The following is a 22,992-nucleotide window of genomic DNA, read 5'->3' on the forward strand; positions in this document are numbered from 1 at the left end:
CATGAGGATGGAATTATTTAATAACGATTGCTTTGAGGTTTTTGGGCAAATCAAACCCAAAAGCGTTGACGCGATCATTTGCGACCTTCCTTATGGCACGACGCACTGCGCGTGGGATAGCGCGCTGCCGTTGGACAAATTGTGGAACGCCTACAAACGGATCATCAAGCCCACCGGGGCCATTGTTCTTTTCGGCACGGAGCCCTTCTCGTCCATGCTTCGTGTCTCGAACCTTTCCTGGTTCAAATACGACTGGATTTGGGACAAAGTGAGGGGCACCGGGTTTTTAAACGCCAAAAAACAGCCGATGCGCAACCATGAAATCATCAGCGTTTTTTATCAAAAACAATGCACCTACAACCCGGTGATGACGGAAGGCCACGAAAGAAAAACGGCCTTAAAGCGTAAAGACCTTCAATCGGAAATCTACAACCCGACCTACGAGGACAACTTTTACGACTCAACCGACCGGTATCCGAGAAGCATCCAAGTCTTCTCGACGGACATTCAAAAAGAAGCGCTTCACCCGACGCAAAAGCCCCTGGAGCTTTTGAAGTACCTGGTGCTCACGTACACAAACCCGGGCGAGACCGTGCTCGATAACTGCATGGGAAGCGGAACGACGGGCGTGGCGTGCAAGATCCTTGACCGCCAATTTATCGGCATCGAAAAGGATCCTCACTACTTTGAAGTGGCACGCCGGCGCATTGATGAACAAGAGGCTTCCCTTTTGCCCTTAAACGGCAATGCTTTTGAGACGCCGGAACTCACGGCGGAGTCTTTGTCCGGGTACCTCTTTTAAACATAGGAACGAATGAAATGACTGATTCAAAGGATTATTACCTCTGGCACGATGAAAACGGGGAAGAACATTGCCGAAGGCTTTTTAATGTCTCCGAGTGGATTATTCCGGACAGTGACGGGAACCTTCAGGATGATATTAAAAAGGCGCTTTACCACGGCTTTGCCAATCACCCGCCCGTGACCGAAGTGGACTACGAGCAAGAAGCTGAAGAACTCGTGAATACCTTTGCTGGATTTGCTCAATACTATAAAAGCCAAAGTCAATTCGTCACCGACGGTGAATACATTTATGAAGGCAAATTTAATCACTCCATGAGTGATCTTGACATTAAGCGCTACCCCGTTGAAAAGCGAATGAACACCTGGGATTTTTACAGCTACGGGCAGGAAAAGCAGATCCAATACGAAAACACCCACGATGTGGACAAGCTCACTTTTGAGCCGATTCATACGGATTGGACGTGGCTTTATTCCTTCAGGGATTCTGAGCCCATGGGCTACGTCTTCCGGGAAGATCGAATCAACAAGACAATCACTTTCGGATTACTCGATGAAAACAAAAACGTCATCGCAACGATCGGGCTCATGTTTGAAAAGAGCGGTGAAGAAAAAATCGACCCGTTTTTGCAGCGGGTGAATGCGAACTTTTATATCAAGGGCGAGCATTGCCCGACGCGGGGCGGTTCGCCCTTGAACCACAAACTGTCAGAAGCATTGGCCATTTATGTCGAAAACAACAGGGACGAACTCAATCAAAGCTATCTCAAAGAACGCGAAGAACGAGCGCGAAATTTGCCGGTGAGCGGTTTCCCCGGATTGTTTGAACTCTATGAATTTGAGTTAAAGGATGGCGAACGAGTCACCACCCCCTTAATCAACCTAGAGGAAACGGATTTGGCGCCTTGTGAGGCGGTGAAAAACGTTCTTTTAAAAGAAATCCTTCCGCAGTGGAGCTATCTGCATCAAATGAACGATGACATCGATCCGTTCAAGTACCAGCGTTTGGCCGAACGCCTCAACAAGACGGTCGCCATTACGGACGGCGAAACCGTGTATCTCGTGCGACTGAACACGGAAAACCTCAATTCTCCGGGAATGCAGTTGGATCCGATGGGCTGGATCGAAAAGGCCGTTGAAAATCCCGAGTTGATTACCGGGGTTGAGATTAAGAGAGTCACCAAACTCAACAAAATGCTGCCTTTTGACAGTGATTGGGCCGAGGAATTAGCCAACGGCCACTACTTGTCCGGGCAAAAGAAACATTCACGATAAATGGAGGCAAATTATGAGTGGATACTATTTATACAAAGACAACAACGGTGAAGATCACTATGTTCGACTTCGGGAAATCGAAACCGATTCGATTGAGTATGAATTGCAAAAAGAACTCGAACAATTAATCCCACCTATTCATGAAATTCTTTACGAAGCAATTGAAGCGGTTGAAGAGATGGATTGGAGTGAATTTATCGAAAGCTTCAATAATTATGTGTGCAGATTAACCGACGAGGAGTTTGTCTATGAAGCACGTTTTGATGCCAATAAGTTAATAGCTCTGATTGAAGATGGTGGGGATCCGTATACATTTGACTACTCACAAGCCATTGAAAAGGTAATTGTAAAAGCGGCGAAAAGTCCCAATAAGTATCCGGTTGTTAAGCCACTGAATGATACTGAGTTTTGGGCTTACTCGATGAAAGAACGGAAGCAATTGGAAAGCAGTAACGAAATTGACTATGCCTCATTCATATTCATCCGAGAAGGTTGGGATTATCTCCCCACTTATTCCGAATATGACGAGAAAAACACATATCGTCAGGATAACTTCAAAAATCGACAATACTTAGGACTCGTTAATGGTTGTGGGCGAATTCTGGGAATGACGTGTTTTTCAATCGACACGATTTCCCAAAAGACGGAATTCAGACCCTTTAAAGATACTTATTTTGTGAATAAAGATGGTGAAAAACTTTTGATTGAACCTTCAACCCAACTCGGTCAGCGATTGGTCGAGTTGACTCAAAATTACCTTAAAACCAATGAAGAAAGAATTCGAGCCAAGTTTGAACGAGATCTTCAGGCGTTTATAGAGGTGCTTCCGATAAACATCTTGCCAAATGCCAGAGGCGTATATACATGGGATGAGGATAAGTATGGAGAGGTGCGTAACATTTTTGTCAACGTCAATGATGTGGAAGGATTGGATAAGTCAACTGCCATCAAAGAGCTTATGAAAGCATTGGTTATAAAGGAAGTAGGGGATCGGCTAAGTGACAATGAACTCTTTGAAAATAATAAGAATCCCTACAAATATGACACAAGAAGATACGCATTAGAGGTAACAGCAGCTGTTACCGACGGGCACGATTTGTGGCGGGCACATTCAAATTGCCAGTTAAGTAAAAATTCACTCAACAATTTACTGCTTACCATACGAAATCTCTTGAAATTTGAGCAGATACAAAAAATAGGCCCGGTAAAAAATATTGATTCATTGGAAGGATCCATTCGCTTTGATCGCGACTTTGATCATTATGTTCATTATGTGTTGAAGTGCCTTGATAACGAAAAAGAATGTGACATTTTTCGATAAATAAATTTGAAGACCGTTATACACGATAGAGAGTAACCATCATGTTGTTGTACTACGTTTACGCCGATGAAAAGGGTGATGAACATTGCAATCGTTATTGGGACGTTCGAGACAGTCAGTTTTACAACGAGTCTCGAGCGGAAGCCGTGGATCGCTTGTTGACTCGCTCGATTAAAAACGGTCTTCCGCCCTGGTACTCGGTTATGACCAAGGCGGTTATGGCCGAGGAAAGAAACGAATGGGATGAATTTGTCCTTGATATGACGATCACCGCACGCGTGGCTGATGAAAAGTTCGTTTATGAAGCCACGTTTGATGGAGCGATGCTGAGAGAAAAGCTCAAAAACGAGGATCTTATTCATTACGGTTACACGGAAGCCGTTGAAGAACTGATTGGCCAAGCGTTAGCGAATCAAAGAAGGTTCCCGGTGCTTAACACCTTATCGTTTAATGACCATTACGACTACTGCATGAAAGAGTGCCGGACGGTTGAAGAACGAGGCGATTTTAAAAACGCCACGCTCAAGGTACTTGAAGAGCGCTGGCGTTACCACCCAACTTACGTTAGCGGCGGATCGGAACACGAAATGCAACGCCACGACATTTTAAGTAGCGACACGATTTTGGGATTGGTACGCGAAGACGGCCGAGTTCTCGCCACGGTTGAATGTTGTCTGGATACTATCGAGCGAAAGCCGGATCTCAATTTATTCAGCACTCAATTTGTGGATCGAGACGGGGAAAAGCACATATTGGGCGAGAAATCCCCCTTGTACCAACATCTTATTAAAGAAGCAAAGAAGTACATCCGGACGTACCGCGAGAGTTTGCTCAATAAATTTGACCGGGACGTTGAAGAGTACACCAATCAGCTCCCGATCAGCACGGTGCCCAATGCCGAAGCTATTTATGAATGGACAGATCACGACTTTGAAGATCACCGGGCCATGCTTTTAAGCGTTGAGGGCTCCCAAGAATCCATCAAACTCGTTGCCATTAAGCGTCTTCTGAGCGCCGTTATTTTGAAAGAAATCGACCAGGCTTTCGTCAGACCCGTTGATTTTGACAATAGCTTGGATCCCTACAAATACGAAAAGCTCAAAGATCGATTGGAACAGAAAGTCGTCGTCACCGACGGGCGCCTTGTCTGGGAAGGACGAAATTCAATTGATTGTGCGCCCAATCAACTCGCCAATCCTTTAAACGCAGCGATTGTCGCTACACGAATTGACGAACTCTATCACCGAGGGGAAGTGAATCAAGTCACCCGCTTGCAGCAACCCGTTGGCTTTGACCGGGATTTTGAACACACCCTTAAATGGGACGATTGGCAAGAAAAAAAGGCCAAGAGCAACAGTCGATAAATCCACAAAACACGCAAAAGGAGAATTATATAAAATGAGGTCTTATCTCAATTCTGAAATTCCAAGAGGAAAAAATCATGGCTCATTTGCCCCCCCCAACGCATAGCAATAATCATTGCTTCGCTTTTTACTCTTTCTAGCCCTGTCATTGCTGCCAATAATAACTTCGTTAGCAATACTTCTAAATTCATGAAAATCGTCGAAGATAAAGAAACCGGCGGTTGGATTATTCAAAACAAAATAGAAAAAACCGAAGCGCATTCATTTGAAGAAAATGGACAGAACGTTGTCGAGATGGACGTGAATTTTAGTCCGGCAGAACAGGTCAAACAGGGCGACTATTTGATGCTAAAAGTAGATCCAACAGACTTGCCCGATGATCTTGATGTCATTCGATTTAACTTCAAAACTGATGCCAAATTTGACGCTCAAAACGAATACTCTTATTACCCAACTGTCTCGGCTGATTATGGAAAAACCCTTGAATTAAATGTTGACAGCGGTAAAACTTTAACCATAGATGTTCAACCATCGGATTATTCAACTGCCGGTGTCCGAGCCAGTGATGAAGGCATCCTGTCAATCAGCGGCGGTAACTTACAGATCAATGCAATTGGTTCACATAAATTCACTTATGACCAGACTATTCTTTCGATTAACTCTAATGCCATAACCACGGGAGGTGGCCGTTGGGATAGTGGTGGAATTTATGTTAATAATGACTCTTTCATTATTGAAAGCCAACTAACCACTCCCTCCAATGACATCACTGCTATTAATTTCAATGGTGGTTTGGCAGAAATCTCAACTAAAGACTTTCAAATCCGTAATGCCAAAACCGGTGAACGATTTAACTATGGCTTAATCACAACTTCTAAAAATCAAACCACACTGTCAGCCGATAATATTTTGATTGATGCTGAGGTAGCTATTGTTACACAGGACTTAGGAAGCAAGATTGACATTGAAGGTAAAAAAGTCACTTTACTCGGTCAAATCCAAGCTTATGATGGCGCCGAAATTAATTTCAGAAAATCTCAGACTCAAGACGCATCAACGGTCGTTGTCGCTACAGAGCATTATGACGCGGTAGTCGGAATGCCCGTTGACGCGCCTACCAAATTAAGTAACAGCCCGGTCATTAATTTTGAAACCAATACTTTGATTTCAGCAGAAGGCACTTCTGACTATGAGACCTATAAGCCCGGCGAATTTAATTACGCAGCCGTTCGTGCAAACCGTCTCTCTGTTATTAATTTGAACACAGAAGGCTCAAAGTATTCCGTTTATGGCAATTTAGTTGCTGGTCGAGGCCAAGAGACAACTCAAAACGGCGGAACGATTAATTTTGGTGGATCCGGATCTGTTTTGGTTGGTGACGCCTTGGCAGGAAACACCGGGACGATCAAATTAGATCTTAAAAACGGCGCGGTTTTTGAAGGACGAACCGATGACTATGCAGATACCGAATTAGAAAACAAGATCTTCCGCCCCGGTGAATTTTCAATTCCCGTAACAGAAAAAGGTAAAGTGTCTCTATCCATGAATAATGCAACGTGGATTGCAAGAGGCAACAGTTTCCTCTCGGAACTTTCTTTCTCAGGCGATTCCTCAACGAACATTATTGACATGACTAAAGAGGAGCGTTCCGCTTTAACTATCGGTAAGGTTAGCGGTTCCGGTCAAGTCAAAATGCGTTTGGATGCCGTCAGTGAAGATCACTCAGACGGCGATATGTTATACGTTCGCGATATTTCCGACGGTGAACTCGTTATTAACGTCGATTGGGTAAACGGTCAATCCATTCAGGAAGGTGATTGGATCCGTTTCGCAACAGTCAACGAGGGAACAAATAAGCTAAGAGTCGTTTCTCGGGACAATGGCTTCTTTAATTTAGAGTACGCAACCAAAGCCGTAGCTAGAAATGAAGATGATGCTAGTGCAAATGAAGCCTATGACGGCAATGCAACGGACATTGAGAACGGAGACACGCACAAACCCGGTGAAGAGGTTGTTAATGAAGTTTTCAATGAAGACGGTACCAACTGGTACATCGGTTACACCGATCAATCCGGGGACAATCCTGCCAATCCTGGCCATTCTGAAATCTCTGACGCAGGTTCAGCCTTATTGGCTACGGCTCGCGGCACCTATTGGACAGCCGTTGAAATTGACCGCTTAACTAACCGCATGGGTGATGCCCGCTACGCCAACAATGGCGATGATGGTCTTTGGATCCGTTTGCGTCAAAGCCGTCTCGGCACTGACTCCGGTGAAGGCGACTTCAAGAGCGACAATACCGTCTATCAAGTGGGCTACGATCACGCCTTCCAACGTGACGGTGGCCGTCAACTCGTAGGTATCGCTTTTGATTACATGGATACCGACTTGGACTACAAGGGTATCTCTGGCGAAGGCAATACGGATCGCTACGGCGTCACGGCTTACACCACTTGGCTCGCCGACAACGGCTTCTACGTTGATGTCGTCGGTAAATGGGGACGCCTTGATAATGACTTCGACATTATCAATGGCTCCGGCGGTCGAGTGAAGGCTGACTACGACAACAATATGTGGGCGATCTCGGCCGAGTTTGGTAAGAAGTTAAGCAATCCGAAGACCGGTATGTTTATTGAGCCCAATGCTCAATTGCAATACACAATGGTTACGGACGCCCAATATTCCACCAATCAAGGCACTCGTGTCGATCAAGACCGCATTGATTCCGTCATTGCCCGCGCGGGCGTGAGAATCGGCCGTGCTTTCGGCGAAACACAATCGAACACGATTTACGCCAAGGCGGATATGTTCCGTGAATTCTTTGGTGAACAAAAGATCCACGTCAAGGACGTGACTACTCACGTCGAGGGCGACACGATCACAGTTCAAAACAAGGGATTCTGGTTTGACGTTGGCGGTGGCTTCCAAGCACAGCTTGGTAAGAGCACCTACGCTTATGCTGACGTTGAATACCGCTGGGGCGATGACCTCGATAAATCCTGGTTAGTGAACGCTGGCGCGCGTTTTGAATTCTAATTATTCAATCTGATGGGTTGGGGCTCGCCCCGGCCCAAAGGATCGGTATGACCCGACAATGTTTGTACTCGAAAACCGATAAAAAAATTGTATTGGCTTGTTTTCAAGCGAATTTGGCGCTTCGAGCCATTAGTGAAAAACTCAATATTCCCTATCAAACCATTATCCGGTGGCATCGTCTTTTTAAAGACGGTAATCGCTCCTGGGCGAGAGAAGACGATGCCGATCTTATTCTCCGGCAAAAGGCCTTTCAAAATTTTCAAAAGGGGAAAGGCTACAAGTCCGTGGCTAAAGAACTAAAGGTACCGGTTAGCCGGGTGAAATACTGGCATATCCAATTTAACGGCAACAATGAGCAATTTTTCCTGAGCTCACGCAAAAGGCCCCGGAAATATCCTGAAGAAAAGCGCATCGAGGTGATGGATCGCTTCATGATATGGACAGGATCTAAAAAGCGTTTTTGCAGTCAGGAAGGCTTGAGTGTTGGGACGCTTAATCACTGGTTGGCCGAGAAAGGCATCCAAACCAAATAAATACCTATTAAATCATTGGGATTCGTTTAAAACTCACTAAAATTAAACCAAGTACCCACAGAGTTATCCACAGAAATTGTGGATTATTAAAGGCAATGAAGTTTGGTCGGTTAAAGGGTGAAAGAGTCAGGCCCGAACCTCACTTGAAGGGGGTTCGTTGCCCTAAATGCGACACTGAATTAGTAGCGAAATGCGGAAAAATTCGCGCCTTCCATTGGGCGCATAAGAATAAATTGCAATGCGATGACTGGATGGAAGATGACAACAAGTGGCGCGACAGTTGGCTCAATGAATTTGAAGACGATTGGCAGGAAAGCTTAATTGATCGGGGAGGAGTCAGTCACTTCGCCGACATTGAAACAGACAAGAACACCATTATTTTGCTTCACCAATCCCGATTAACCCCGGAGATCATCCGGGAACGTGAGGATTTTTACCGAACACCGGTTTGGATTTTCAATGCCGGACTACATAAACAGGATGTCTCCCGCTTTTTAAAGGCTTTTGAAAAAGACTGGATACGCTACCCGAAAATTCAAAACATCAAAAACCCCTTCCTAATGATTAGCGAATTTCATGTTGAAAATGTTTTCAGAAAAGAATGGTTATCAGCGAGATTTCCGGTCTTTTTAGATTATTCAACTGCTAAAGATGTCCAGGGAAAACCGTTTCCAGAAAAACTTAATGAAATCTGGTACCTAACACCATTTAAAGTGCAAAATTTTAGAATTTTGTACCACTATTCTAAAAAGGATCTTGTGGAAACACTCCAGAATCGCATCGGACTATCGTTGGAGCAAATGCAAGAAAAGTCCATTCAATTTGAGAAAAAACTCTCAAAACAACTTTAGCATTTAGTAAAAAAGCCCATTTTTTATAATACTCGTTAGTTCCGTCAATCAATATCGAGTGACAGACGCGAAGCGCTTTTTTGCCCGGTTGTTTTGCCTTATCGGCTTTTTTCACCATCGCATTACTTAAAACAGTGGCCCGATATTTAAGAGCGCTTGCGTAATGTTTGAGATCTTCAGGTTGAATGTCCCCAATATCCACCGTGTCGCACTCAAACTTTTTGTGAGTCGTGTGTCCGATCACAAGCATTTGCGCCTCTAACAAATAACGATCCAATTGCTCCAGGACGAAATCCAGCCGTTGACGCTTGAGCCGGGGAAGGTCTCTTTGAATGGTTAGCAAATCCTCGTCGGTTGCGTTATCCGTCGAACTCACCATACAGCCGATGGCTGAATATTTTCCTTTTCCAAACCAATGACGACGCGCATCCAAAAGAATCATGTAGATCACGGCCACTTTGACACGTTTTTTGCCCTCCAGCTTGAACGCTTGGAATTGGGACTAGTCAGAATTCGAGGAATAACGCATTTTAGATCTATCTTAAATTGATGGTTCGTGTGTTAGGCGCTTTGTTTGAGGTATTTATAAAGCGTTTGCCGGGAAATGTGAAGCTTCTCGCAGACCTTTGTCTTGGTAAAACCTTCGTCAATGAGTTTGCGGGCTTCCTGCATTTTGTCCGGATCGATGGGCTTGCGTCCTTTATAAACCCCGCGCGCTTTAGCTAAAAGGATCCCTTCGCGCTGACGCTCCCGAATCAAAGAACGTTCAAACTCGGCCACGGCGCCCATGATGGACATAATGAGTTTACTCATGGAAGAGGTTTCCGTTCCGGGATTCAAACAAATATTTTCCTTTAAGAAGTGAACAGTGATGCCCTTCGATTGCAAACGTTTCGTGATGGCCAAGAGATCATCCAAATTTCTGGCCATTCGATCCATCGACGCCACATAAATGATGTCGCCTTCCCGGACATAATCCATCATTTGTTGAAAACCGGGGCGTTCTAAATTTTTCCCGGATAAATGATCGGTGAAAATTTTGTCCGGGCAATACGCTTTGAGCGTTTCCAACTGACGATCCAAATTTTGGTCATCGGTGCTCACGCGAGCGTAGGCAATTTTGGCTGAACTACTCATTTTGTCAATTTAGGCTAGTCAAATGACATTTTTGTCTAATTAAACAAATTATCTACTCTAAATTGACACTTTTCAATGAATACAGCAATGTCTAATTACGGTGTACCTCATATTGACTTAAATCGGACACCACTTATTGCTTGATTTGAGAGATTTTTAGAAAAGCACAAAGTCTTTGATAGTCTTCTTCCAATACTTTATCGGAAGGGTAATGGTCAATTTCGTTTAAGAACCACAATTCTTCAGGATGAAGCTTGGCTAAAAAAGCGCGAAGCTCAATTTTGACGATCCGGTTAACTTCCGCCTCTCGGAATAACACCGAGTGAAAAAGACCGGCTAAGGTTGATATTTTCTGAAACTGCTTAAATTCACTGATGCGGGCTTGAACAAAAGCTGACAAGCTATTGTCAGTAGGGGCCACCGGTTCAAAAGTCGGGTTGGGATTGGTGGGCCAATCAATGTTCTTTGACTTTAAGAATTCAAGCCATTGAAGACCATACTCGCAGCCAATAAACCAACTCACCTGATTCCATACGTTTTGCGTATGAAGCTCGACCACTTTATCAAAGAGTTCCGGGGTTAATTGATCGTTGGCGATAATCTCTCGCTTGAGCCCGGCCAGATCTTTGAATTTTCCCTCATAGAGCAAATCCAAAACCGCTCGGAGGTGGTTGGCCACATTCCGCGTCCCGGATAACCGGGCAACTTCTTTGTCCGTCTCAACCCCATAGTCACCGAAGAACGCCGTTTCGGTATCGGCCAAGGCCGGATACGTCCAGTCCACGCTCGCGTGGTGGGTATCTCCCGGGGTATTGAGAGTGCAAGGGCATTGAAGTGCGTGAAGGCCAGTGATGTATTGCATGATTCGAGAAGTTTACTGAAAAGAACAAGTTTCTGAGGAATGAGTCCTCAACACTTTTATTCAATAGGTATTTGCTTTTGTCTGATATTGTAATACAATATCAAATAAATGGGGAATTTTGGTATTTCGCAGGGGGTGGAAACATGACAGGGGTGAAGTTTTATTTACAAGCGAAATTAAACGGAATGCGCCGATTCTCGGGTATTTCAGTATTTGGAGCGCAGTATTCACGGCCTAATTACCGGTTGCAGCGCAGTAAAGACTGGATCAGTTTTTTTGAATCCGAAAGCGTCGCCAATGATGTGAAGGTCAAATTGGAAAATCGCTATCCGCAAGTCGTTTTTAAAGTGAAAAAGGACAACCATTATGGAAATACGGGCTATGGATTTAATTGACAAGGAAGATCAAAACAAGCGCATAAAAATCGTGACACGTTTTTTGATCGAGCCCAATGAACCGGAGCGGACATACATTTATGGGCCCGGCAATGCCTTTGAAATAGAAGAGGATCATGTTTCCGGCGTAATGGTTTATGCGGCCGATGACGCATTAGCTCCCGACATTGAAAAAGGGATGCGTCTTTTAGTGAACACGGCCATTAAATCTTATGACGGGGATGACTTTTATGTTTTTGAAAGGGGAGTGGGAAAGCCTAAAGACATCGCCAAATTAGTCCGTAATGTTGACGGTAGCTTTACTTATATTTCCGATGTATCGAATCCACAACGAATACCTGATCTGGAGAATCTTGTCTTTCTAGGAAAGGTGCACGAAGTGCAAATACGCATACCTTTTATGGGCTATGCCAATGAACATGAAATCCCGACAGCCAATCTCAAGGAATACGCAAATGACTAAAGGACGCGGTGGAAAAAGAGATAACGCGGGGCGAAAACCCTTGGGCGACGAGACGTTATCGTCAACCATCATCGCTCGGGTGACACCCGAACAAAAAGAAACTTTCAAAGCCAATGGCGGTGGACAGTGGCTTCGATGCGCTCTGACTAATTTAAAGGAAAGCCGGCAATCCATCCCTGCCTGGGCTCAAGCCGTTATGCCGGTGCATCATGCTGCGGTTCCTTTGTTTGAATATTCAGTTCAAGCGGGTTTCCCTTCTCCGGCCGAAAGCTACAAGGAAACCTTGGACTTCAATGATTTGTTGATTGAAAACGCTCCGGCGACCTTTGTGTTGCGTGTGTCCGGGCAGTCAATGATTGACGCGGGAATGTGTGACGGCGATCTCATGGTGGTGGATCGCTCCCGGACACCTAAAAACAACGATATTGTTGTCATGCAAATTGACAACGACTACACCGTTAAGCGCTTTATCAAAACCTCAGACGGTTTTTATCTAAAGGCGGAAAATGCCTCCGGCCTTTACCCGGACATCTACCCCAAAGAGGGAGAACAGTGGATGCTTTTTGGGGTGGTGAACTATGTCATTAAACCGATGACTTCGACGAGAGTGGCCTAACCATGTACGCGTTGATTGACGGCAATTCGTTTTACGCGTCATGCGAACGAGTCTTCCGACCGGATCTATTAAAGCGGCCGGTGGTGGTTTTAAGCAACAACGATGGTTGTATCGTGACCTTGACCCGTGAAGCCAAAGCCTTGGGCTTAAAGCGAGGAACCCCGCTATTTAAAGTGAGGGATATTGTCGAGCGGTACGACGTGGCCGTTTTTTCGAGCAATTATGAGTTGTACGGGGATATGTCCGGCCGGATGATGCGAAGCATTGCTTCGCTCGTTCCCGAAATTGAGGTTTATTCCATTGACGAGTGTTTTGCCAATTTGACCGGACTGATGGGCAATTTGACGGAACTCGGCAAACAAATCCGAAAGCGGGTCTGGCGCTGGGTGGGCATCCCGTCTTGCGTCGGCATTGCCCCCACGAAGACACTGGCCAAATATTGCAATCATTTGGCCAAGCATATTCCGGGCTTTCATGGTGTTCTCAATTGGAATGATTTAACGCTCGAACGGCAAAAGAAGGCCTTGGGCTACGAGCCGATTGACGAAGTGTGGGGAATTGGATCCCAATTAAGTAAGCGCATGATTAAGCTTGGGATCGAAACGCCCCTGGCCCTGGCTCAAGCGCCGGAGTCCTTAATTAAACAATTCTTTCCGGTTACCGTCCTTCAGACGGCCCGCGAATTACGAGGGATCCCTTGCTTCGATTTTGAACCGGTGGCGCCCACTCGGCAGCGTTTAGTGCGAAGCCGAAGCTTTTCGAAGGACGTGTACAGCAAAGACGATCTATTAAGTGCTTTGACGATGCACACCGAAGAGGCTGCGCAAGTGTTGCGAGCTGAAAAACTCAAAACGAGCCGGATCGGGGTATTCATTATTTCCAATTACTTCAAATTGGAAGTCCCCCGGTATTACGGGTTCGATGTAGAGGATCTAGGGATCCCGGTGAACGACACGCCAACTTTCATGGATGCCGTTGTAAGGCTCCTTGATAAGCTTTATCGACCGGGAATAGCTTATAAAAAAGCGGGCGTCTCCCTGGAGAACATTCAACGGGAAAACGATGTCGAGCAAGATCTCTTTGCTTTTGAAAATGACCGGGCAGATCGCCTCTCGGCCGTCATCGATCAGCTCAATAATCGTTTTGGGAAAGGCACCGTCAGTCTTTCGACCGCCAAGAGGGAAGGGGAGGACTGGAAAATGAAACGGGAACACCGCAGTCCGTCCTATACCACACGTTTCAGCGAAGTTCTAGCCGTCGGCTAGTTTTGTCGCATGAACGACACAATCAACCGGTTTTGTCATTTTCATAGGCTAAACTGCAAACCTCTCTCATTCATAGGATCTTGATGCGATGGAAAACATCGATGTCGAATTAGTGGTAATGGTGGTGGCCGTTATGGCCTTTGCCTGTATTTTTATTGGCGGCCTACTCCGGGGAAATTCTTCACCCACAACCGGTGAAGGGTGGATTGAAGCGATTAAAAAGACCCGCCGATAATCTTTCCGCTATCCAAAGTAAACTTCTCACTGTTTACTGATAAGGAGGATAGCGATGAAATATGAAGTTCTTTCTGCCCGGTTGGAAGCGGCCGTTCTAGGTTGGGATCAAAACTGCTTTGTATTTGTGAAAAACGAATCCGGGGACATCAATCAATTTGTAGTGAGCCGACACGGGGAGATATTAGACGCGGGAGACATCGAGGCGATCCCGAAAGATCTTCAAGAAGCCGTCAAAGCAAGCGCCAGGGAAGCGTTTGAGTCCGAACCAAACCAATTGGCCACTATCGAAAATCTTCTCGTATCCACACAGCACTTTTTTAACTGGCACTGGAATCGTCAGTCCATTGGTCACGAACCGCCACAGTGGTCAGCGCCATTTCCGATAAAAGAGGATTGTCCCATACCAAACCACGACAAACAGGGGGTGTACGCCTTTGTGAAAGACAATGTTGTGACGTACATCGGTGTTGGTACCTCAAAAGGCTATGGACTTTACCGGGGGCACGGCATTGGAAAACGGTTTCAAGCCTATGCGAAGTATGTGAACGGTCAATATCAAGCCGTCGATGAACGACTAAAAGAGGCGGGGAAGGCCATGACAATAGGCTTTGACATAGACGAGGCGTATTTAGCCAACGCCCTGGAGCTTTATTTAATCGCCAAGCTTAATCCGAAGTACAACAGCAATCATCCGGGGAGTTAATGTGCACACCCTTTCCTATTTTTGAAATTGGCCTGATAAAGAGTGGACTATTTGTATAAACTAGACGAGATAAAATTTTTTATTCTTATAAGAGAATAGTTATGCCTACTTTAAACTGGATTGGTAAAGAAAAAGTTGTTACCCATCACTTAGACGTGCCTTACCATGTTTTAAATCGAGTGCGTTCTTATGATAAAAAAGGGGAACACAAAAAGGATAACAAGTCCAAGAATATGATTATTCATGGGGACAATTTGCAGGTTTTAAAATCACTTTTACCAAAATACGAGGGGAGAATTGATTGTGTTTATATTGACCCTCCATACAATACAGGTAATGAGCAGTGGATCTACGACGATAATGTCAATGATCCCAAAATTTTAAAGTGGTTAGGTAAAGTCGTAGGCGCTGAGAGTGAGGACTTATGCAGACACGATAAATGGCTGTGCATGATGTATCCACGTCTTTGCTTATTACATAAATTATTAGCTGATGATGGTTTTATTTTTATTTCCATAAATTTCAAAGATGAACTCCATCATCTTCGAATGATTTGTGATGAAATTTTTGGCAGCAAAAATTACATTGGGACATTAACTTGGGAATCTGTTACTCAACCTGTGAACGCCGGAGCTGCCAAATTCAATTTGCAGCAAAAAGTTGAAGCTATTCTCTTATACATTAAGAGAAAAGAAGAATTTAAAGGATTCAAAATTGAATCTGTAATTTCAAATAAAAATTATCCTGAACAGGGAGCAAATGGCCCATTCCGAACAGAGATTATTGAAAAATCAGATGCGGGTGGATACAACAGAGAAACCATGAAATTTCCGATCCTAGGACAATTGCCCAGGGAAGGGAAGCGTTGGCAAATAGGTGAAAAGACGGCTCGCGAACTTGAAGCAAAGGGGCGTCTTGGAATTTTTGATGGTGTAGTTAAAAAGATTATCTACCCTGAAGATGAACAGGACTCTGAACAAACTATACCGTTTTGGTCGCACTATTCAGCAGAAGAATATGGAACGGCAATGTCTGGGAAAAAAGCGGTAAATCAAATCTTAGGAATACCAACCGGTTTTGATACAGTGAAACCGGTGGAACTCTTAAAAGCATTGATTAGTCGTGTTCCTTCAAAGAAAGCAATATTTCTCGATTGTTTTGCCGGAACAGGAACGCTAGCCCAGGCGGTATTAGAAAAAAACATGGAAGATCAGGGTGAACGATCGTTCATTTGTGTCGAAAAGGAAGGCTACTGTACCTGGATCCTTGAAGAAAGAATTAAACGTATTATCAGCGGTTATGAAACTGAAAAGGAACAGAAACAAAATCTGTATGAGAAAAAGATAACGCTGGCTACATTAAATGATGGTAAAAACATCGTTGAAGAGGCAAAGAAAGTAAAAGAGTTAAATGCTGGCGTATTTGACAAGATTGAAGGGCCAAAAATTGAAAATGATAAATTAGTTGTAAAAGGGATAACCAAGAAAAGCTCTCACGTCCCGGGAACGGGTTGGGACTTTTCATACTATGAAGTAGGCGATCCTATTTTCGTTGGGGATTATTTAAATGAAAAACTCGATGATGAAATCATCGATCAGTACATTTGGTTTACAGAAACACATTCAGATTACAAACAAGGAAGTAAAGACAAGAATGGTCTATTGGGTATAAATAATTTTGTGGCTTATTACTTCCTTTATAAAAAGGATAAAACTACAAAACTTGCTTTAAGTACATTGCGAACATTGACTAAAAAGGCTAAGTCGTATGTTATTTATGCTGATGTTTGTACATTGTCAGAGCAAGAATTAATGAAATACAACATAACATTCAAAAAAATTCCCCGTGGGATTGCGCGTTTTTAAAGGTGAAGCATCATGGAAATGAAAAATTATCAAAAAAAGGTGATCGCTGATCTTAAAGATTTTTTGAAGCTTTTACGAACAAATGAGAATGCAGAAGCCTATCGCCAATTATGGGAGTATAAGGGAGTTGATGTTTTTTCTCACTCAGTACTAGGAAATTGGCACGCGCCGATTCAATCAGTACCTATGGTTTGTTTAAAAGTCCCAACCGGCGGCGGTAAAACATTTATTGCTTGTAATGCTATTAAACCTATTTTTGATGAATTAGGCTCTCGTAAAATTAAGACTGTGGTTTGGCTTGTCCCATCGGACGCCATTCTCCAACAAACCGTTAAATCATTGACCAACTCTAAACATCCTTATCGACAACAATTAGATGTCGATTTTGGAAGTAGAGTTTGTGTGCTGACAAAAGATGAATCCCTTGGTGGACAAAACTTTAATATATCTACTGTTTACAACCAATTGACTATACTGGTTTTATCCTACGACTCTTTCCGAGCAAAGAGTAAAGATCAAAGAAGGTCATACCAGGAAAATTCAAATTTAACTCAATTGTCCGAACACTTGGGGCCGGCGGGATTTACTGTAAAAGATGCAGATGAATCAGCACTGATTCAAGTTATTAACAAAATGAATCCCTTAGTTATCGTCGATGAATCACATCATGCGACGACTAGCTTGTCGATTGAAATGCTTAGAAATTTCAATCCAAGCTTTGTCTTAGAACTCACGGCGACTCCAAAAGAAACTAGTAATATTATTTCCATTGTTGACGCAACCCAATTAAAGAAAGAAAACATGGTAAAGCTTCCGGTTATTTTGTATAACCGGTTACGGGTTGATGATGTCGTTGTCAATGCTATTGATTTAAGGGATAGATTAGAAGAGCTAGCGAATGATCCAGAAACGCCATATCTGCGCCCTATTGTATTAATACAAGCACAGCCAAAAACAAATAACGACAGCGAAACATTTGAAAAAGTAAAAGCCAATCTTATGAAAGTTGGCATTAAAGAAAGTGAAATCGCAATAAAAACGGCTGAAAAGGATGATCTAAAGGGGAAAGACCTACTAAAACCGGATTGCCCAATTCGCTACATTATTACCATCAATGCGCTTAAAGAAGGTTGGGATTGTCCATTCGCATATATTTTAGCTTCACTAGCCAACCGCTCTAGCAAGGTTGAAGTTGAACAATTAGTAGGACGCGTATTGAGACAACCTTATGCTGAGAGAATGCCCCATCCAGCTCATAACATGGCTTATGTTTTGACGTCTTCTCAAAACTTTAGTGACACCATTCAAAATATTGAAATCGGGCTAAAGAGAGCTGGATTTTCAAAAGAAAATTATCGTTTTAAGAATGACGTGGAAGAAACTAAAGCAAAAGATGGTTTCACCACAACACAACAAGAAAAACAGGAAACAGAAATTGAACTTATCGATGATATTCAATTAGAGGAAGAAACTACATTTAATCCTGAAGCCGTTAGTGCAAGGCTCAATAGTAACTCTAAAAATCAAAACGATGAATCTTTGCCATCCAAAGAACAGATGACGGAAGAAATCATTAAAGCCGCCGAAGAAGAGCAAGAGAAACAAGATATTGAAAATGCCGCTGATGATTTTGATTTAAGTGGTGATGATATTCCTTCTGGAATTAGAAATGAAATGCTTAAATTAAGTGTAAGAAAAGAATTTCAGTCTGATATTGAGAACATCGTTTTACCTCAATTTTTGATCCAAATATCTAACTCGTTCGACTTTATAGACCACAAAGAAGATTGGGTTGAATTAAAACCCGAGCATTTATTGGATGATTTCTCTCTTAAAAAGATCGATTCAAATATTGACATTACAGCCAAAATGCAAGAAATTGCCCAGATTGATGCGGATGAAGATAGTGGGATCTCTTACAGAAGACTAACAACAGAAACAAAAAATGACCGGGCGTTGTTAAATTTTATAGAAACAAAAGAGCCGAGAGACGTTCTTGAAATGAAATTCAAAAGAGAATGCTTGGTTCAATTAGCGGCTGATAAAACACTGAATGATAGAGAAATTGATTGGTTTATCAATTCAATATTTGATAGATTAACCATTGCACAAAAGGATACAGTACGATCAGAACCAAAAACTTTTGCGTTGGCTCTAAAAAATAAAATAGAAGAAGAAAAATCAAAATTTGCCTGGGCCCAGTTCAGAGAAAAATTAGAAACTGGAGAAATTAAATGTGCTCCGCTTTACCGTTTCCGTAAGCAGATTGATTTGGAAATTAAAGCATCAGTATCGCCCAATAAATCTTTATATATAGGTGAACAGAAAGGTAATCAATTTGAACAAAAGTTCGTTTACGACTTAACTGGACTTAATAATATTCGATGGTGGCACCGTAATCTATCACGAAAAGGCTTTTACATAAACGGGCCGGTTGGACACTACCCTGACTTTATTATTTGTACTAAAGCAGGAACGATATTAATAGTTGAAACCAAGGGTGATCATCTAATCGACAGTAAAGAAACTTTGAAAAAACTTGAACTCGGTGAAGAATGGGAAAAACTTGCCGGAACTGAAAAATTCAAGTATTTCATGGTGAACCAATATGTAGAAACTGATAATCGAGACATATACAAGTACGAAGATTTTATTCAATTGTTGAAGAAAATCCCTTAAATGAAAGATAAATATGAAGATCCAATACGCCTCGGACTTGCATTTAGCGTTCCCGCTAAATTACCAGTACGTTACTTCAAAAGGCTTGCTACCTGAAGGTGACGTGTTGGTACTGGCCGGAGACGTGGCGGATCTCTTTTATTTGCATCGCTATGACGCTTTTTGGGATTGGTGCGAAGAACATTTCAAACACACAATTTTTGTCCCTGGCAACCATGACTATTACGGGATTTGGGACAACAAAAAGGAGTTAGTGGAGCCCTTGAATGTTAAGATCCGGGATAACGTCTTGTGTTGCAATAACAGCGTGATCCGGATCGATAACATCGACTTTATTTGCTCAACATTGTGGTCAAACGTCCCGCCGGAGGCCACCATGGCCGTAGGCTCCGGGTTGTTGGATTACCGAGCCATTTATTTTGGAGATCAACGCATAACGGTTTCGGACTACAACGAACTCCATGCTGCGGCGTTTGCGTTTGTTCAAAAAAGCGTTGAGGAATCACAAGCTGAGAAGAAGATAGTCGTGACACACCATGTCCCGAGCTTTGCAGCCATCACGGATTATTTCCGTGATTCTCCATTAGCTTCTGGGTTTACAACAGAATTAGGTAATTGGATTTCCAATACCAATATCGACTACTGGATCTATGGGCACTCGCACCGTTCCATTGAAACAACGATTGGCCAGACAAAGCTTCTTTCCAACCAACTGGGCTATTTAACCATGGGGGAAGGTGAAGGCTATCTTCCTAATAAGTCGATAACCATTTGACATCAAAGGTTCAAAAAGCCAATAAAAACGGGGCAAAATCGAAAGATCTGCCCCAAAAAGTCTTAAATTTTGCTCAACATAATTATGTCTATGTTGAATTTCTCCAAAGTGATTAGGTCTTTAAGTTCCACTCCTAACCATTTTGTATATTAAGCAGTTCTGCAATTCTTTCTTCAATATCTGAAACCTTTCCTAATTTTTCTTCCGTTAGATCCTGAACTGTTAGCCAAAGATTTTGAAGAGAGCAACTAATACTTTGCGAAAAAGCGTATATGGTGAAAGAGAAACTTTTAACTTTTTCTTTCAGCATTTTGTCGTTAAGTTGATGATCTGTCTTAGTTAATAAGCTGGTGGCAACTGTCTCGGTAAAAATAACGGATTTTGCTTCATGAGGATTGGATAAATTTAAAAATTCTTTAAGAAAAGATTGAGGTGACGTAAAGTCTGGATTATTTTTGAACATTAATTGCTTAAATTGCTCTGCAATTTTCATGCCTTTGGCAGTTTTCATGTACAAAGGAAGATAACAGATCAATATCTCTGTTACCAAACTGAAGACATATTCAGCTGCTTTTTGATTTTCTTCTAGTTTTTCCGGGGTATTCCGAAATTCTCCAATTTTTCTAACAAGCTCCCTGATTTGAGGTTGATATCCGTTTATATCTAAACAATCAGTTAATGCCATGTACAAAAAGGCACAATCCCTTTTATAACTCAATATGTCTTCTCTCTTAGGTTGATATCGATTCGTTTGGTAGGGTAAAGTTAACAAGTCACTGAAATGAAATGAGATTTTTGTGTCAGGGAAATATGTCGTAGAGGCGGCAGTAAGCATGAGCTGTATTGTCTCAAGTGAAATTTTTTTTGCATCAATATTGTTTTCTTTTTTCGGGCTTTCAAGTTTTTCCATCACAATATTTTGATATGAAACAGGCAATGGGTAATTCTGAGTAATAAATGCATAGAGATCCTGATTGGGGTCAATGAGAAGTTTAAACTCGTCATTGTTCCAACAACTTTCTAAATAATCATTAACAAATTCGCAATAGCTTAGTAACTTTTTGCCCAATCCCGAAATAGAAGTTTCTTTATATCTACAACCAATTGATTCCACAAACGATTCAATAATGTCAATGATTGTTTCCTTTAAATCTGGCTGACCTCCAGGTGAAGGTAATTTTACTTTCTGGTAATTCTTAGAACTTATAACAAGTATTTGTTTAAATGTGTCGAATGATATTTGATTCTGACCATTAACACGAAGGAATTCTTGAAAACTTAAGGTCCAAAAAAGATTATGATAATCTGAAAGGCTAAAGTTTTTAAAACTCGCCATTTTCCACATCGTGATAGCTTCTATCAATACATAAGATCCAGCTAAAGCCGCTATCGAATTATTCTTTTGTTGGGATTTACTAAACAATAGCTTAAGGAACCCAGAAGAATCATTGGCTACGGTGAGAAATGATTTATAAAGCTCATTATCGGGTTTATCAGGAAGAAGAGATACCGACTCATTAACTACTTTGTGCAGATCTTTATCAAATTGAGGAAGCATGATTTTTCCAGAACAAATTAACGATCTAAGGACGAAAATGTGTTGTTAAGCGATATGTTTAAACAGAAAACATTTTTAACACTATTTTCAACGGCGATTTCAAGTTTATCAGATCTGGAAAAACCGATGATCTTCCCCTAACTTCACATTTTACCTGTGATGACTTGTTTGTATCGCCTTGATGAAATCATCAAGGCCATAAACTTGTTTCAAAGCCGTTAAGGTTCGCGCATCTAGTTTCTGCAATAGCTCAGGATCTTTTTTAAGCGCTTCATTGAACCGTTGGCACATATAGACATCGCAGGTAAACAGATCCTGAGTATCCGTTTTTCCTTCGTTATAAATCGAAAACCAAAGTTCTTCAGAATCCAATAAAACCAAATCCTCAATGCCGGTGTGATTGAAAACGTCTTCATTGATTTTGGTTTCAACCAAATGGCCAATGGCGCAAAGAAACTCATAATCTGCGTTTGATTCAGAGAAATCGGCGGTACCAATAAAATCCGAAGCGACTTCATAAATATCTACTGACCACTTTTCGGCCAATGTAAACGCCTGATCGAGCACGAAGGGATCCAAGCCAGATACTTGTGCATATAAATCAATCAGAGAATTAAAGCGCGACACTTTTGCGCGCAGTTGTTCATTTTCCGCTTGAAGCGCCTCAAAGGTGGTTTCTTCAGACATGAGCAGTTCCTTGGTATTGGTTAAATAGAGCCGGTGGTACGGCCATTAACGAGAAAAGGACTTCTTTTTCGTTGCTTTGAGAATGTCCTCCAGACCATAAACTTCGTTTAAAGCGTACTTGGTTCGATCCTCTAAATCGTCAAAAGCACGAGGATCCTCCTTGGCGAGTTTTTCCAAAAGTTCACACTTCTCGTCGGTGCAATCAAACCAAAAATCAGCCCCATCATTCCCGCTTAATTCAAAAAAGTCTTCAATACCAGTGCATTGCTTTAAATCTTCGTTCAGTTTGCGAACGACATAACAGCCAACGTCACAAATCACCTCCATTTCCTTGTCTTCTGTCTTAATTTGGTCAAAAAACATCAAGCAATCCTCGTCAAAGACGGCATCGACATCGACGTCCCAACGCTTACATAACGAAAGGGCATTTTCTACAAACGATCGACCCACATTGGAGAGATCCGCATACAAATTAATCACTGTTTTCAAATGATCTTCATTTGCATGAAGTCTTTGAATTTCAGCTTCAAGGGCTTCGATATAGCTTTTATCTGACATATTCCAATTCC

The 22,992-nt window shown here is 42.5% G+C and carries 23 protein-coding genes; 16 read left to right on the plus strand and 7 right to left on the minus strand.

From position 1 onward, the window contains the following. The first annotated feature begins 1 nt into the window (after position 1). Genes NW199_RS07690 through NW199_RS07705 form a run of 4 tightly spaced genes read left to right on the plus strand, consistent with a single transcriptional unit; the run spans position 2 to position 4,761 of the window. A complete protein-coding gene (locus tag NW199_RS07690) occupies positions 2-802 on the plus strand; it encodes a DNA-methyltransferase (protein ID WP_258334185.1) in 801 nt (266 codons plus the stop codon). 17 nt (positions 803-819) lie between these two features. Beyond that, positions 820-2,076, plus strand: coding sequence for a hypothetical protein (locus NW199_RS07695; protein WP_258334186.1), 1,257 nt, complete (start codon positions 820-822; stop codon positions 2,074-2,076). A 13-nt stretch (positions 2,077-2,089) separates the two neighbouring features. Continuing rightward, positions 2,090-3,397 carry a hypothetical protein gene (locus NW199_RS07700; protein WP_258334187.1) on the plus strand — a complete coding sequence of 436 codons (1,308 nt, stop codon included), beginning with the start codon at positions 2,090-2,092 and terminating at the stop codon, positions 3,395-3,397. Between the two features lie 41 nt (positions 3,398-3,438). Further along, complete coding sequence (locus NW199_RS07705; protein ID WP_258334188.1) at positions 3,439-4,761, plus strand: hypothetical protein; 1,323 nt, start codon at positions 3,439-3,441, stop codon at positions 4,759-4,761. Between the two features lie 47 nt (positions 4,762-4,808). On the opposite strand, the gene NW199_RS07710 is transcribed toward NW199_RS07705, so the two are convergent. Beyond that, positions 4,809-4,952, minus strand: a complete 144-nt coding sequence (locus NW199_RS07710; protein ID WP_258334189.1) for a hypothetical protein — start codon at positions 4,950-4,952, stop codon at positions 4,809-4,811. Here NW199_RS07710 and NW199_RS07715 point away from each other — a divergent pair. From NW199_RS07715 to NW199_RS07725, 3 genes are all read left to right on the plus strand, one after another. Beyond that, entirely contained in the window at positions 4,951-7,797 is a 2,847-nt protein-coding gene (locus NW199_RS07715) for an autotransporter outer membrane beta-barrel domain-containing protein (RefSeq protein ID WP_258334190.1), read from the plus strand. The two genes, NW199_RS07710 and NW199_RS07715, sit on opposite strands and share 2 nt — an antisense overlap. A gap of 47 nt (positions 7,798-7,844) precedes the next feature. Next, positions 7,845-8,330, plus strand: coding sequence for a hypothetical protein (locus tag NW199_RS07720; protein ID WP_258334191.1), 486 nt, complete (start codon positions 7,845-7,847; stop codon positions 8,328-8,330). Positions 8,331-8,425: 95 nt separating this feature from the next. After that, positions 8,426-9,181: a competence protein CoiA family protein gene (locus NW199_RS07725; protein ID WP_258334192.1), complete on the plus strand. Its 756-nt coding sequence runs from the start codon at positions 8,426-8,428 to the stop codon at positions 9,179-9,181. On the opposite strand, the gene NW199_RS07730 is transcribed toward NW199_RS07725, so the two are convergent. The 3 genes from NW199_RS07730 to NW199_RS07740 all read right to left on the minus strand — a co-directional run bounded on the left by NW199_RS07730 (position 9,075) and on the right by NW199_RS07740 (position 11,180). Further along, a complete protein-coding gene (locus tag NW199_RS07730) occupies positions 9,075-9,623 on the minus strand; it encodes a hypothetical protein (RefSeq protein ID WP_258334193.1) in 549 nt (182 codons plus the stop codon). The genes NW199_RS07725 and NW199_RS07730 overlap by 107 nt on opposite strands. Positions 9,624-9,742: 119 nt before the next feature. Continuing rightward, complete coding sequence (locus NW199_RS07735; protein ID WP_258334194.1) at positions 9,743-10,318, minus strand: recombinase family protein; 576 nt, start codon at positions 10,316-10,318, stop codon at positions 9,743-9,745. A gap of 133 nt (positions 10,319-10,451) precedes the next feature. Then, on the minus strand, positions 10,452-11,180 hold the full coding sequence (locus NW199_RS07740) for a hypothetical protein (protein ID WP_258334195.1): 729 nt from the start codon (positions 11,178-11,180) through the stop codon (positions 10,452-10,454). A 77-nt stretch (positions 11,181-11,257) separates the two neighbouring features. Here NW199_RS07740 and NW199_RS07745 point away from each other — a divergent pair, with 77 nt between their 5' ends. The 9 genes from NW199_RS07745 (at position 11,258) to NW199_RS07785 (ending at position 20,178) form a co-directional block, all read left to right on the plus strand. Then, a complete protein-coding gene (locus NW199_RS07745; protein ID WP_258334196.1) occupies positions 11,258-11,575 on the plus strand; it encodes a hypothetical protein in 318 nt (105 codons plus the stop codon). After that, positions 11,562-12,038, plus strand: a complete 477-nt coding sequence (locus NW199_RS07750; protein WP_258334197.1) for a hypothetical protein — start codon at positions 11,562-11,564, stop codon at positions 12,036-12,038. The genes NW199_RS07745 and NW199_RS07750 overlap by 14 nt, the downstream gene beginning before the upstream one ends. Continuing rightward, complete coding sequence (locus NW199_RS07755; protein WP_258334198.1) at positions 12,031-12,654, plus strand: LexA family protein; 624 nt, start codon at positions 12,031-12,033, stop codon at positions 12,652-12,654. The genes NW199_RS07750 and NW199_RS07755 overlap by 8 nt, the downstream gene beginning before the upstream one ends. A gap of 2 nt (positions 12,655-12,656) precedes the next feature. Next, positions 12,657-13,919 carry a Y-family DNA polymerase gene (locus tag NW199_RS07760; RefSeq protein WP_258334199.1) on the plus strand — a complete coding sequence of 421 codons (1,263 nt, stop codon included), beginning with the start codon at positions 12,657-12,659 and terminating at the stop codon, positions 13,917-13,919. A gap of 88 nt (positions 13,920-14,007) precedes the next feature. Further along, positions 14,008-14,154 (plus strand): hypothetical protein, encoded by a 147-nt coding sequence (locus NW199_RS07765; RefSeq protein ID WP_258334200.1) that lies wholly within the window; start codon positions 14,008-14,010, stop codon positions 14,152-14,154. 54 nt (positions 14,155-14,208) lie between these two features. Beyond that, positions 14,209-14,859, plus strand: a complete 651-nt coding sequence (locus NW199_RS07770) for a GIY-YIG nuclease family protein (protein ID WP_258334201.1) — start codon at positions 14,209-14,211, stop codon at positions 14,857-14,859. Positions 14,860-14,960: 101 nt separating this feature from the next. Then, positions 14,961-16,724, plus strand: coding sequence for a site-specific DNA-methyltransferase (locus NW199_RS07775; protein ID WP_258334202.1), 1,764 nt, complete (start codon positions 14,961-14,963; stop codon positions 16,722-16,724). 12 nt (positions 16,725-16,736) lie between these two features. Then, positions 16,737-19,403, plus strand: coding sequence for a DEAD/DEAH box helicase (locus NW199_RS07780; protein ID WP_258334203.1), 2,667 nt, complete (start codon positions 16,737-16,739; stop codon positions 19,401-19,403). 13 nt (positions 19,404-19,416) lie between these two features. Continuing rightward, positions 19,417-20,178, plus strand: a complete 762-nt coding sequence (locus NW199_RS07785; RefSeq protein WP_258334204.1) for a metallophosphoesterase — start codon at positions 19,417-19,419, stop codon at positions 20,176-20,178. Positions 20,179-20,311: 133 nt separating this feature from the next. Here the strand turns inward: NW199_RS07785 and NW199_RS07790 are convergent, their stop codons facing one another. The 3 genes from NW199_RS07790 to NW199_RS07800 all read right to left on the minus strand — a co-directional run bounded on the left by NW199_RS07790 (position 20,312) and on the right by NW199_RS07800 (position 22,981). Then, positions 20,312-21,736 (minus strand): hypothetical protein, encoded by a 1,425-nt coding sequence (locus NW199_RS07790; RefSeq protein ID WP_258334205.1) that lies wholly within the window; start codon positions 21,734-21,736, stop codon positions 20,312-20,314. Between the two features lie 150 nt (positions 21,737-21,886). Further along, positions 21,887-22,423 (minus strand): hypothetical protein, encoded by a 537-nt coding sequence (locus tag NW199_RS07795; protein ID WP_258334206.1) that lies wholly within the window; start codon positions 22,421-22,423, stop codon positions 21,887-21,889. Between the two features lie 45 nt (positions 22,424-22,468). Further along, on the minus strand, positions 22,469-22,981 hold the full coding sequence (locus tag NW199_RS07800; RefSeq protein WP_258334207.1) for a hypothetical protein: 513 nt from the start codon (positions 22,979-22,981) through the stop codon (positions 22,469-22,471). Between the last annotated feature and the right edge of the window lie 11 nt (positions 22,982-22,992).

This window comes from Parasutterella secunda (assembly GCF_024733725.1).
In the GTDB taxonomy this organism is placed as follows: Bacteria; Pseudomonadota; Gammaproteobacteria; order Burkholderiales; family Burkholderiaceae_F; genus Aphodousia; species Aphodousia faecalis.

Bases quoted from the DNA above. Each gene is read 5' to 3' on its own strand.
- NW199_RS07690 (WP_258334185.1), top strand. From the start codon at position 2: ATGAGGATGGAATTATTTAATAACGATTGCTTTGAGGTTTTTGGGCAA.
- NW199_RS07695 (WP_258334186.1), top strand. From the start codon at position 820: ATGACTGATTCAAAGGATTATTACCTCTGGCACGATGAAAACGGGGAA.
- NW199_RS07700 (WP_258334187.1), top strand. From the start codon at position 2,090: ATGAGTGGATACTATTTATACAAAGACAACAACGGTGAAGATCACTAT.
- NW199_RS07705 (WP_258334188.1), top strand. From the start codon at position 3,439: ATGTTGTTGTACTACGTTTACGCCGATGAAAAGGGTGATGAACATTGC.
- NW199_RS07715 (WP_258334190.1), top strand. From the start codon at position 4,951: ATGAAAATCGTCGAAGATAAAGAAACCGGCGGTTGGATTATTCAAAAC.
- NW199_RS07710 (WP_258334189.1), bottom strand. From the start codon at position 4,952: ATGAATTTAGAAGTATTGCTAACGAAGTTATTATTGGCAGCAATGACA.
- NW199_RS07720 (WP_258334191.1), top strand. From the start codon at position 7,845: ATGACCCGACAATGTTTGTACTCGAAAACCGATAAAAAAATTGTATTG.
- NW199_RS07725 (WP_258334192.1), top strand. From the start codon at position 8,426: ATGAAGTTTGGTCGGTTAAAGGGTGAAAGAGTCAGGCCCGAACCTCAC.
- NW199_RS07730 (WP_258334193.1), bottom strand. From the start codon at position 9,623: ATGATTCTTTTGGATGCGCGTCGTCATTGGTTTGGAAAAGGAAAATAT.
- NW199_RS07735 (WP_258334194.1), bottom strand. From the start codon at position 10,318: ATGAGTAGTTCAGCCAAAATTGCCTACGCTCGCGTGAGCACCGATGAC.
- NW199_RS07740 (WP_258334195.1), bottom strand. From the start codon at position 11,180: ATGCAATACATCACTGGCCTTCACGCACTTCAATGCCCTTGCACTCTC.
- NW199_RS07750 (WP_258334197.1), top strand. From the start codon at position 11,562: ATGGATTTAATTGACAAGGAAGATCAAAACAAGCGCATAAAAATCGTG.
- NW199_RS07755 (WP_258334198.1), top strand. From the start codon at position 12,031: ATGACTAAAGGACGCGGTGGAAAAAGAGATAACGCGGGGCGAAAACCC.
- NW199_RS07760 (WP_258334199.1), top strand. From the start codon at position 12,657: ATGTACGCGTTGATTGACGGCAATTCGTTTTACGCGTCATGCGAACGA.
- NW199_RS07765 (WP_258334200.1), top strand. From the start codon at position 14,008: ATGGAAAACATCGATGTCGAATTAGTGGTAATGGTGGTGGCCGTTATG.
- NW199_RS07770 (WP_258334201.1), top strand. From the start codon at position 14,209: ATGAAATATGAAGTTCTTTCTGCCCGGTTGGAAGCGGCCGTTCTAGGT.
- NW199_RS07775 (WP_258334202.1), top strand. From the start codon at position 14,961: ATGCCTACTTTAAACTGGATTGGTAAAGAAAAAGTTGTTACCCATCAC.
- NW199_RS07780 (WP_258334203.1), top strand. From the start codon at position 16,737: ATGGAAATGAAAAATTATCAAAAAAAGGTGATCGCTGATCTTAAAGAT.
- NW199_RS07785 (WP_258334204.1), top strand. From the start codon at position 19,417: ATGAAGATCCAATACGCCTCGGACTTGCATTTAGCGTTCCCGCTAAAT.
- NW199_RS07790 (WP_258334205.1), bottom strand. From the start codon at position 21,736: ATGCTTCCTCAATTTGATAAAGATCTGCACAAAGTAGTTAATGAGTCG.
- NW199_RS07795 (WP_258334206.1), bottom strand. From the start codon at position 22,423: ATGTCTGAAGAAACCACCTTTGAGGCGCTTCAAGCGGAAAATGAACAA.
- NW199_RS07800 (WP_258334207.1), bottom strand. From the start codon at position 22,981: ATGTCAGATAAAAGCTATATCGAAGCCCTTGAAGCTGAAATTCAAAGA.